Annotated in this window: 10 protein-coding genes and 1 other annotated feature; of the genes, 4 read left to right on the plus strand and 6 right to left on the minus strand. The window is 42.4% G+C overall.

Annotation, left to right across the window (positions count from 1 at the left end; genetic code table 11):
- Positions 1 to 11 precede the first annotated feature (11 nt).
- Complete coding sequence (locus H7F25_RS09600; protein WP_025093016.1) at positions 12 to 962, minus strand: MBL fold metallo-hydrolase; 951 nt, start codon at positions 960 to 962, stop codon at positions 12 to 14.
- A 169-nt stretch (positions 963 to 1,131) separates the two neighbouring features.
- Positions 1,132 to 1,343 (plus strand) — a binding site (T-box leader).
- 42 nt (positions 1,344 to 1,385) lie between these two features.
- Between H7F25_RS09600 and proC the strand changes: the two genes are divergently transcribed.
- A complete protein-coding gene (gene proC, locus H7F25_RS09605) occupies positions 1,386 to 2,213 on the plus strand; it encodes a pyrroline-5-carboxylate reductase (protein ID WP_024428040.1) in 828 nt (275 codons plus the stop codon).
- A 35-nt stretch (positions 2,214 to 2,248) separates the two neighbouring features.
- Here the strand turns inward: proC and H7F25_RS09610 are convergent, their stop codons facing one another.
- Both H7F25_RS09610 and H7F25_RS09615 read right to left on the minus strand, forming a co-directional pair.
- The gene (locus H7F25_RS09610; RefSeq protein WP_024422896.1) at positions 2,249 to 2,728 is read right to left on the minus strand and encodes a DinB family protein; all 480 of its coding nucleotides are present in this window, start codon (positions 2,726 to 2,728) and stop codon (positions 2,249 to 2,251) included.
- Between the two features lie 107 nt (positions 2,729 to 2,835).
- Positions 2,836 to 4,449: a M20/M25/M40 family metallo-hydrolase gene (locus tag H7F25_RS09615; protein WP_185853673.1), complete on the minus strand. Its 1,614-nt coding sequence runs from the start codon at positions 4,447 to 4,449 to the stop codon at positions 2,836 to 2,838.
- A gap of 140 nt (positions 4,450 to 4,589) precedes the next feature.
- On the opposite strand from H7F25_RS09615, the gene namA reads away from it, so the two are divergent.
- Entirely contained in the window at positions 4,590 to 5,606 is a 1,017-nt protein-coding gene (gene namA / locus H7F25_RS09620; protein WP_024428035.1) for an NADPH dehydrogenase NamA, read from the plus strand.
- A 120-nt stretch (positions 5,607 to 5,726) separates the two neighbouring features.
- A complete protein-coding gene (locus H7F25_RS09625; RefSeq protein WP_024422899.1) occupies positions 5,727 to 6,491 on the plus strand; it encodes an alpha/beta fold hydrolase in 765 nt (254 codons plus the stop codon).
- A 46-nt stretch (positions 6,492 to 6,537) separates the two neighbouring features.
- On the opposite strand, the gene H7F25_RS09630 is transcribed toward H7F25_RS09625, so the two are convergent.
- Together H7F25_RS09630 and rnz are read right to left on the minus strand one after the other, a co-directional pair.
- Complete coding sequence (locus H7F25_RS09630) at positions 6,538 to 7,845, minus strand: aspartate aminotransferase type Ic (protein WP_024428034.1); 1,308 nt, start codon at positions 7,843 to 7,845, stop codon at positions 6,538 to 6,540.
- 139 nt (positions 7,846 to 7,984) lie between these two features.
- A complete protein-coding gene (gene rnz, locus H7F25_RS09635; RefSeq protein WP_024422900.1) occupies positions 7,985 to 8,914 on the minus strand; it encodes a ribonuclease Z in 930 nt (309 codons plus the stop codon).
- Positions 8,915 to 9,135: 221 nt separating this feature from the next.
- Here rnz and zwf point away from each other — a divergent pair, with 221 nt between their 5' ends.
- A complete protein-coding gene (gene zwf, locus H7F25_RS09640) occupies positions 9,136 to 10,611 on the plus strand; it encodes a glucose-6-phosphate dehydrogenase (RefSeq protein WP_024428033.1) in 1,476 nt (491 codons plus the stop codon).
- 47 nt (positions 10,612 to 10,658) lie between these two features.
- Here the strand turns inward: zwf and H7F25_RS09645 are convergent, their stop codons facing one another.
- Complete coding sequence (locus H7F25_RS09645; protein ID WP_024428032.1) at positions 10,659 to 11,381, minus strand: GntR family transcriptional regulator; 723 nt, start codon at positions 11,379 to 11,381, stop codon at positions 10,659 to 10,661.
- Positions 11,382 to 11,393 lie beyond the last annotated feature (12 nt).

An 11,393-nucleotide genomic window follows, 5' to 3' on the forward strand; every position in this document is an offset into this window, starting at 1 on the left:
TGTCTCACTCCTTAGTTTGCTCTGTAATAGACGATTCCGTCTTTTTGCATTTCTTCAATTCGCCCAGCCTCTAAGAGCACATCCAGCTGCCCGACTGTCTCAGACATCGTTAAAAACAAGGCCTCTTCATACATCACAGGAAATAGCTTGCGGCAAAGATGAAAGGCCGTCATTTCTTTTTGTTTAAGCAGCTGATACATCGTATTTGCTCGTTTCTCTTGTTTTTTAAATCTTTCTTCAATCAATTCATGGTGGGACGTGATAAGCTGACCGTGTCCTGGATAAATCGTCTTGATTGGCAGACGCAATAACCGATTGAGTGATGCTTTATATTGAAGCAGTGATTTTTGACGTTCCTCGCCCTCATACGGTGCTTCCATTAACGGATTTGAAGAAATGGTCGTCAAAAGCAGGTCGCCGCCAATAAAATTCCCCGTTCTTTCATCTAAAAAAGAGAGATGAGATTGTGCGTGTCCGGGTGTTTCCATCACAAAGAAGTGTTCATGCCCGCTTAAACGATCACCTTCTTTTATGATCTCATCTACATGTGAAGTACAAGAATATGTATAAGATTGCTTCACCATTTTTTCACACTCATTTTGCCGAAGCGGGACACCTAACTGCTGAAAAAAAGGAATCATAAAGTCCACTTGGCGCTGCTTAAACACTGGATCCTGACTAATATACGGCTCATTTAGCTGGTGTCCGATCACACGGACATGAGGTTTCATCAGATTTAACAGACCAACATGATCTGCATGATGATGGGTCAGCACCACCTGATCAATATCGTCTATCGATAAACGATGTTCTTTTAATTGCGTGACAAAAGCATGCTCTGCCTCTTCTGTCATCGGCCCGCAATCTACTAAGGTTACGGCCTCTCCTTTTAATACATATGCATACACATCCCCAACAGCAAACGGCGTCGGGATGGATAATTGAATGATGTCTTCTTTCACTTTTATACGTCATCTCCTGCTTTTTGACTCATGATGGTGGGTACTTAAGCCTTCTTACTTCATTGTATCTTGCAAAAGGCAGACTGTCATGCGGTTTAGACGGGCAATTTTTTTAACTGCCCCTATTGACATAAACTTGTCCATCGTTGCATAATGAACAACAAATATATGATGCGCGATGACAAGGATTAGTAAGCAAAATAATGATGCAAGAGAGTGAGGTCCGCCGGCTGAAAGACTTCACCATCCTCTTATTTGCTGAACCTGCCCTTTGAGCTGTTAGGCAAACCTAAACGTTTCCCGCGTTAAGGGACTAGAGCTGAGTATGCATGTTTGCATGCTAATTGAGGGTGGTACCGCGAAAAACCTTTCGTCCTTTTCAGGCGAGAGGTTTTTTTATTTTTCTACAAGGAGGAGCAGCTTATGAGTAAAATTGGATTTATCGGTGCAGGCTCAATGGCAGAGTCTATGATCAAAGGTTTATTAAAAAGCGGCATGATGTCGAATGAAGATATCATTGTCACAAACAAAACGAATGAAAAACGATTAGAGGAATTACAGGCGCGTTATGGGGTCAAAACGGATTTCGCTCGATCCTTTATTTATGAAGAAGCGGATATTCTCGTTTTTGCCTTAAAACCGAAGGATGCAGAAAGCGGAATTTCTGAAGTCCGTCCTCATTTACATGGACAGCTGATCATTTCTATTTTAGCGGGTATTTCTATTGAAACGATTCAACACTATGCTGGCGGAAAGAGTGCAGTCGTTCGTGCGATGCCAAATACATCAGCGGCGATTCAGCAGTCAGCAACTGGTATTGCCGTAAGTCATGAAGTGACAGAGGAGCAAAAGAAAAAGGCCGTCGAGCTGTTTGAAACGATCGGGCATGTCACAGTATTAGATGAATCGCAGCTAAATGCTGTGACAGCCATCGCAGGCAGCGGCCCTGCCTTCATTTATCATTTGATTGAAGGAATGGAGCGAGGTGCCTCAGAACTTGGAATGGACCAAGCAACTGCGAAATTACTCATTTGCCAAATGATTGCGGGCGCCGCTAATATGCTTCAAGACAGCGGAAAAGAGCCGGCCGAACTGCGCAAAGAAATCACAAGTGAAGGCGGAACAACAGAAGCCGGCCTGAACACACTGGCTGCCTATCAATTTGAAGAGGCCGTTGTCGATTGTGTCAAAACAGCCACTAAACGCGCAGCAGAATTAAACGAAATGTTTTCAGCAAGTACGTATAAATGAAATTGAAAAGCACCTGTTTTGATGACAGGTGCTTTTCACTGCCTCATTGACATGATGGCTTTGATTTGATCCAGATGATGTTGTTCATGTAAAGCGATGGTTTCAGCTAATACTTGGATGGTCATCACTCCTTCTTCCGGATGCAGACCTGATTGTTCCCATATATCTTTTTCTAATAGCCGAAGCGTGTTGTTTCTTCTCTCTTTCATCCGTTTGATCAATGCTTTGATCTCCTCTGCGTTATACCATTCATACGCTCTTTCTCTCACATATATTTCAGGATCATATGATTGAAAGGGCGTGTGATGATCTGATATCGCCTGCTCTATCCGCTCTGACCAGACTTCTTCTGTGTCATACAAATGCCCGGTGAGCTGCTTAATTGACCATTTCTCCTCCCCTAAAGATTGATCCAACATGTGCTCATCACAAGCCTCCACTAGCTTCTCTAGTTCACTTATACTTTCCTGAAGTGATGTGATGATGTCTGTTTTTGTTAATTTCCCAGTTTCCATTTAATTTTCTTACCCCCCTTCAAATAAATGTAAGTCTTCTTTAATATCATTTTCTATTTATTAAATAGAAGCCCTATCATCAAGATAGAGCTCTTCATTACACCTACTTATTTTTTCTCTAATAAAGCATGAATCGTTGATTCTAGCAATTCTGGCAAAATGCCAAAAGAGAACGGGACGTGCAGCCGCTCTGTCCATTTGTGCGGGTCCTTTCCTAGTGGACCTACGTTGATGACTGGAACGTAAAGGGCTTCCTTTTCTCCTTGTGGTAAAGAATAGCCTTTTTGGTAAAGCGGCATATTGGTTGTATAATAACCTACTTCCTGCTTCTCGAGCTGTAAGTAACTTAAATCAGACAATCCCGGGAAATATTTCACTTCCTCTACTTCAAGTCCATACACCTCTTTTGCCTCTTTTTGAATCTTCTTGAATGTCGTCTGAATATGCGGATCTTCTGTTGAGGACACAGAAGGGTAAAATGGCGGACTATAAAATAGCACAATCAGCGGCCCTTCTTCCTTACAGAGTGTCGTCAGCTCCGAGACAATTTTCGTTGAAAAATCACGATCTCCAAGTTCACCTCGGTTGGCGAATGCATAGTTGACAATGCGCTCAACTTCCTGTTCACCAGAGCGTTCTGCGGCTTTTTGATACAGCTCGTGATACGTAAGAACCGTCACCTGAGTGTCAATTGGAGTAAAGTGTTTAAAGCGTTGAAAGTCCGCTGTTTTCTGCTGAAGATTGGCCTCGATTTGGTCTGCTGCTTGTTTCGCAGTTTCATAGAGAAGGCCGTGCAGTTCTTCACTTGAACGTTTCATCATGAGCACATTAAATAAAGATACGGCTGTGTGAGGTGTTTGAACGGAATAGGCTTCTTTCAAGTCCTTTTGCATTAAGTTCGTTGGAGGCGGTGTTACTTCACCATCTACTTCCTCACAATAATCACTATTGAGCTCTAACAGCCTGTTTAGTTCAGATACCATATAATTCGCATTTAAGCCTGAGAAAGGCTCTCCTACATGTGTTTCAATCCCTTTACAGAAAAATCCGGCTAATACCTTTCCTATACTGCCTGTATAAATATAATGATGTTCATCCCCTGGATACTTTTCAAACATCGGCTCACTGTTTAAACACGCGCTATAGTCAAGATCATGTTTTTCTTTAAGCTCTTTTAATTTCGGCACAGCCTCAAGCATTCCTTGTGAATTCACTTCTTCATCAGGAACTGTGACGAGCAGGACATTTCCATCAAATGTTTCTGTCATCGCTCTTTCCAGTATAGAAAGCTGCACGGTGAGACCTGCTTTCATATCCATGGCCCCTCTTCCAAACAGCCAGTCGCCTGAAGCAAGGTCCTCTCTTGCCCTCTTTGGAAGAAGCTCACTTTTTTGCGAAAAGGAAGCCATTAACTCTTCAGGCTTGCATGCCATGTTTTGAAATTCGCCGTAATCTTCTGTATCGACTACATCAAAGTGACTAAGAAGCAGCACGGTACGCCGCAGCGTACTGCGCTTCACAAGTGCCGTTAAATAATACCGGCCATCTTTCATCGGATGCAAAGCCAAATGATGAGGGTTCTGCTCAAAATAAGGCCGCTCCCTTAGCAAATAATATAAATATTCCGCTAACGCGACTTCTCCTGTTGTACCTGATATGCTTTCATACTGCATAAGAGCTGTCAGGAGCTCCCTTAGTTCACTCTCTGTTTGCCATTTCATCCGTTCTCCCCCTTTGATGTCTCTATCTCTCCATTATACAAAAACGTGTATAAAAGCTATATTCTTTGAGCACCTTTTATGACGAAAGTTTGAATGGCTGTTATAATCGGCTATACAATTCCATGAGGAGGCGAAGGTATTTGGAAACAAAACTCTTTTCACCTTGGACATTAAAAGGTGTTACACTGAAAAACCGCATCGTGATGTCCCCGATGTGTATGTATTCATCCTATGACCGTGATGGGAAATTACAGCCTTTCCACTTCACACATTATATTTCCCGTGCACAAGGTCAGGCTGGTCTCATCATGGTGGAAGCAAGTGCTGTATCTCCTGAGGGAAGAATTAGTGATCAAGACCTCGGTATTTGGAACGATGAGCACATCGAAGGATTCGCTTCATTAAACGAACAAATCAAAGCATACGGAACGAAGACAGCCATCCAGCTAGCCCATGCAGGACGTAAGGCTGAACTTGATGGAGACATTCTTGCGCCATCAAGCATCCCATTTGATGAAACATCTAAAACCCCTGTCGAGATGTCTGTTGATCAAATCAAAGATACCGTTCAGGCGTTTCAGGATGCAGCTGTACGGGCAAAAAAAGCGGGTTTTGACATCATTGAAATTCATGGTGCACATGGCTATTTGATCAATGAATTTCTTTCACCGCTGGCGAACCACCGAACAGACGACTATGGCGGTTCACCAGAGAACCGTTATCGTTTCTTAAGAGAAGTCGTAGACGCAGTCAACGCCGTATGGGACGGACCTTTATTTGTCCGTGTGTCGGCTTCTGATTACACGACAAAAGGACTTGATATTGCAGATTATATTGGGATTGCCACTTGGCTCAAAGAGCAAGGTGTCGACTTAATTGATGTCAGCTCAGGTGCTGTCGTACAGGCGAAAATCAACACATTCCCCGGCTACCAAGTAACATTTGCAGAGAAAATAAAAGAAGGAGCCGGCATTCAAACAGCAGCTGTCGGTCTGATTACATCTGGTGTACAGGCAGAGGAGATTTTACAAAATCAGCGTGCGGATTTGATCTTTATTGGCAGAGAATTTTTACGGGATCCATACTTCCCGAAAACAGCTGCTCAAGAGCTCCGTACATCCATCGAAAGCCCGCGTCAATATGATCGCGCTTGGTAAAAGCTCTTAGGAAAAAAAGTGTCTATTTTTCGAAATAGGCATCTTTTTTGTTTTTAAGAGAAACATATCTGCCTTTTGTGCCGTCTTTTAGCTAAAGAACCACTTAGAGGAGATGGAAGAATGAATTCGGCAATGATTGAAAAAATGTATCATATAGATGGACACCACTTTTATACAAAACATCGTCAAGGCAAAAGGCAAGCCACGATTATCTTTGAAGCAGGCTATGGCATTTCTAGTGATACGTGGTCGAATATGGCACGTGATATTGACCCAGAGCTTGGGGTTTTCTTATACGACCGTTTAGGAAATGGAAAGAGCAGTGAGAGCGGTGAAGGAAGAACCTTGCATGACCTCGCTGATGATTTAGATGCACTGCTGAAAGAAGCCAATATTCAGCCGCCATTTCTTATTGTCGCTCACTCATTTGGCTCTCTTGTCAGCCGGTTATGGGCAAGCCGCAGAGGAGATGATGTCATTGGTATGGTGCTGTTAGACCCGGCAAGTGAGGAGCAAGAGCAGGTGATCCTGCCGCTTTTATCAAAGGAAGAACGCACTTCATATATGGCGCAGTTTACAGCAGAATGTACGCATGAGGACTTTCAGCAAATGCTAAGCACAATCAAAGAGGAGCAAACCCATTATGGAATGATGCCGCTTCTTGTCATTTCATCAGGTAAGAGCCGATTGTTTCACCCAGCTCATGAAGCTTGGCTCAGACTTCATAAACGTATGCTGTCTTTGTCATCCCAAAGCGGATGGATTCAGGCGCAAAACAGTTCGCACTATATTCATCATGATGAACCGCATATTGTACAGCTTGCTATCTATGATGTATGGTGCGCAGCCAAACAACCTGTCTCCTATTATCAAACGGCTAATTAAAATAAAAAACTCCTTGGCCCGTTATGAGTCAAGGAGTTTCTTTTATTTATGCCGTTGGAGCAGATTGACTTTTTTCTGAAAGCAGCTTTTCAATGCTGACAAGCTGAACACATAATGTAAAGATGTCAATCGCTTGCTCTAGTTCTTCAAGAGCCGGGAATGTTGGTGCAATGCGAATGTTACGATCAAGCGGATCTTTTCCATATGGGTATGTTGCACCTGCACCTGTCATTGTGACACCTGCTTCTTTTGCTTTTTGCACAACAGCTTTTGCACAATGATCAAGTGTATTTAAACTAATGAAATATCCGCCATTTGGTTTGTGCCATTCAGCAATGTCTTTCCCGCCAAGTTTTTCGTCAAGAATGGAAAGAACGAGATCAAATTTTGGCTTAATGATCGCTGCATGCTTTTTCATATGTTCCTTCAAACCTTCTGGATTTTGGAAGAAACGAAGATGTCTTAGTTGATTAATTTTGTCTGGTCCGATCGTTTGAATCGATAATTGCTTTTGAGTGAAGCTTACATTGTCAGGGCTAGACGCCATCAGTGCAACACCTGAGCCTGGGAATGTAATTTTAGACGTAGACGCAAACATAAACACACGGTTCGGGTATCCTGCCTCTTCAATTGCTTGAAAAATATCTTTTAACGTATCAGGTGTATCCGTTAGATGGTGGACTGCATATGCATCATCCCAAAAAATGCGGAAGTCGTCTGCTTTTGTTTTCATTGAAGCTAGGCGGTCAACGACTTCATCTGAATACGTAATACCGTCTGGATTGCTATATTTAGGTACACACCAAATGCCTTTAATCGCTTCATCTTCTGCGACCAATTTTTCTACCTGATCCATATCAGGTCCATCAGCCTTCATATCGACCGTGATCATCTCTATGTTAAATAGCTCACAAATGGCAAAATGACGATCATACCCTGGGCTTGGTGCAAGGAATTTTACCTTTGGCAGCTCTCCCCAAGGTGTTTTGCTGTCACATACGCCGTGAGTCATCGCACGTGCAATGGTATCATGCATCATATTCAGGCTTGAATTACCGCCGATGATGATTTGTTCTGGCTTTAAATTGAGTACATCTGCAAAAAATTTCTTCGTTTCAGGAAGGCCTGTCAAGCCGCCATAGTTTCGCACATCTGTGCCATCTTCAGCTGTCATTGCATCCTTTGATGTCACAACATCGAGCATGCCCATAGACAAATCGAGCTGTTTTGGTGAAGGCTTCCCTCTAGACATGTCTAAGTGCAAGTTTTTACTTTTGTAAGTTTCATACTCATTTTGTAGTGCCACATATAGGTCATTCAATTCTGCTTCACTTAATGCTGTAAAACCGCTCATCTTTGATTGTGCCTCCCGTATTCTTCATAGTTTAATTCGTCATTTGTTTTTTCTTCACCATTTTACCACTACCTGAAAAAGAGCGTCATCATAAATATCAAAAAAATCACACAACTTTTTTTGACGATTCATCCAATTTTTACAGGGTGCGTTCAATGGGGAAAGAAGAGAAATCATGTGCAGCTTCTGTCAGCGGGAATATATCGCGGGCTTCTTTCAACAGTTGTTTCAGTGCCTCTTCTCCTTGGTAACGTGCACTTATATGGGTCAAAATGAGCCTTTTTGCGCCTGCTTCCTCTGCTGTTTTCGCTGCTTGTTCTGTTGTACTGTGATAATAATTGTAGGCTAAATCTGCATCTTCTTTACCGAATGTTGCTTCATGGACTAACACATCCGCATTTTTGGCAAGCCTTGTTATATTCTCGCACAAACGGGTATCTCCTGAAAATGCAACGATTCTCCCTTTTTTAGGGGGTTCCAAATAATCGGTTCCATCAATGGTTCTTCCATCTTCGAGTGTCACGGTTTCCCCATTTTTCAACTTCTGATACAAAGGTCCAGGTTTTACACCGATTTCTTTTAGGTCTTCGGCTTTTAATGAACCAGGCATATCTTTTTCCACAACCCGATAGCCGTAAGCTGGAATTCCGTGAGAGACTCTTCTTGCTTCTACTTGAAAGGTATCGTCTTCAAACACGACCCCTTCATCTATTTCTATGATATGCAGCGGATATGTCAAATGCGTTTGAGTAGCTGAAAGTGCTGCGTTCACAAAGGCCTTAATGCCCTTTGGTCCATAGATCGTCAATTCATCCTCCCCGCCTTGAAAGGATCTGCTGCCAAGGAGTCCCGGAAGGCCATATACATGATCACCGTGCATATGTGTGATAAATATTTTCTCGATCTTTCTCGGTTTAATCGTTGTATGTAAGATTTGGTGCTGCGTTGCTTCTCCGCAATCAAAAAGCCACACTGCATTTCTTTCTTCTAAAAGCTTTAGCGCTGTGCAAGTGACGTTTCTTGTTTTTGCAGGAATGCCTGCACCTGTTCCTAAAAAGAGCAGTTCCATTACTTTTCCTCCTAAAGCCGGTATACAATATCTTCATTCATATAGAATACATGAAGACAAGGTAAATGTGAATTCAGCGGAATTTTTGAAAAAAGTGAAACGAGAGCAGAAAAAGTCGAATCAAATGTTTGCTTTACGAACAATGAAGCTTTAAAATAAAGAAAATGTACATACATTCTCGGTTTTTACAACAATGCTACGAATAAAGTGAGGTACTTCTCGTGAATACAGAAACTAACAACCCTAAAGCAGTCATTGTCATTTTTGGCGCAACAGGAGACCTTGCCAAACGCAAGCTCTACCCTTCTATACATAGACTTTATCATAGCGGAAAGCTAGGTGATCAATTCGCTGTTGTCGGAGTTGGACGCCGTCCATGGTCTCATGAGGACCTCAGAGCTGTGGTAAAGGAATCTGTTTCTTCTGATGATGCAGAAGCGAAAACAGAGGAATTCATTTCACATTTCTATTATCACGATTTTGACGTATCAAGCCCTGCTTCCTATCAATCGCTTAACACGCTTCTAACAGGTCTTGAAGATACGTACAGTATTCCAAATAACCGCATGTTCTATTTAGCTATGGCACCGGAATTCTTCGGAACGATTGCGAAGTTCCTAAAGAGTGAGGGCGTATCAGAAACAACCGGCTGGTCACGACTTGTCATTGAAAAGCCATTTGGGCATGATCTGCCAAGTGCCAAAACATTAAATGAAGAAATTCGTGATGCATTCACAGAAGATCAAATTTATCGTATTGACCACTACCTTGGTAAACAAATGGTTCAAAACATTGAGGTCATCCGCTTTGCGAATGCCATCTTTGAACCGCTTTGGACAAACCGCTATATTTCAAACATTCAAATTACATCCAGTGAATCCTTAGGGGTTGAAGACCGGGCTCGTTATTACGAAAATTCTGGTGCACTAAGAGATATGGTCCAAAACCATATGCTTCAAATGGTTGCCCTTTTAGCAATGGAGCCGCCAATTAAACTCAATACAGAGGAAATCCGCAGCGAAAAACGGAAAGTATTGCGCGCTCTTCGTCCTTTTTCTAAAGATGAGGTCGATCAATTCTTTGTCCGCGGACAGTATGATACTGGTACGATTGATGGCAGCGAGGTTCCTTCTTATCTGAAAGAGCAAAATGTTGACCCGAACTCAAACACAGAAACATTTGTAGCAGGGAAACTGCTGATTGATAACTTTAGATGGGCCGGGGTGCCATTTTACATTCGGACAGGAAAACGGTTAGAAAAGAAATCTACTCAAATCGTAGTTCAATTTAAAGACATTCCAATGAACCTATACTATGGAAACGGAAATGCCATGCATCCAAACTTACTCGTCATTCATATTCAGCCAGATGAAGGCATCACCCTTCACCTGAATGCTCGCAAGCTCGATGGTGGCACGTATGCGAAACCGATTAAGCTTGACTACCAAACAAACTATAACGACATCATGAATACACCAGAAGCATATGAAAAGCTGATTCATGACTGCTTGCTAGGCGATGCAACAAACTTTGCTCACTGGGACGAGGTGGCACTTTCTTGGAACTTCGTTGATCCGATTTCTGAGAAATGGGCAGAAAGCAAAACATTAAAACCAAACTATCCTGCTGGTTCTATGGGACCGAAAGAAGCTGATGAGCTTCTAGAAAAAGATGGATACCATTGGTGGAATATATAAAATCATATGAAAAAAGAGCAGTCTCCCTTTGGGGTTCTGCTCTTTTTTTAACGTCCTGTTTTCGTGATTTCAACCGTTGAAAAGTCAAATTTATCATAGCGATGATGGCTAAATGAGTATTCAAACGGCTGCCCTGCGTTTAAATAAGCAACCTGCTCGACTTCAAGCACAGGATCTGTTGGGTCACACCCTAAATACTGCTGATCCAGCTGATCTGATTTAGCCGCCCTAATTTTCTTGTGCGCACCTGCTATTTTTAAATGAAGCTCATTTGAAATGTAGCCATAGATAGAACCCAGTAGAACTTCTTCATCTATGCCCTTAATGAGATTGACAGGCATAAACGTTTTTTCTAATACGTAAGGCTCTTCATCCACAAGACGGAGCCGGATGATATCATAAACAGGTGTGGTTGAGTCAATAGATAGATGGGCTGCCACCTCTTCGCTTGGAAAATGGACATCAAAATGAATGATTTGAGTCGTGACGTTTTTATCCGCCATGACCTTTGTGAACCCTTTATTTTCATGGCCTGATACATTGATTGCTCCTTGATTGAGCGCTGCCTTTACAATAAATGTACCGTGGCCTCTTTTTCTAAAGAGCAGACCTTCTGCAACGAGAAGATCAAGCGCACGTTTCATTGTCATTCTGCTGCATTGAAATTCGGCGGCAAGCGAGTTTTCATCTGGAATGGGTTGATCTTCTGGATAATAGGCTGTTCCTATTCGTTTTCTGATTTCTTCTGAAATGAGTTCGTACTTCTTCATCTCACATCACCA

This window comes from Bacillus sp. PAMC28571 (assembly GCF_014250435.1).
Classification (GTDB): domain Bacteria; phylum Bacillota; class Bacilli; order Bacillales; family Bacillaceae; genus Bacillus; species Bacillus safensis.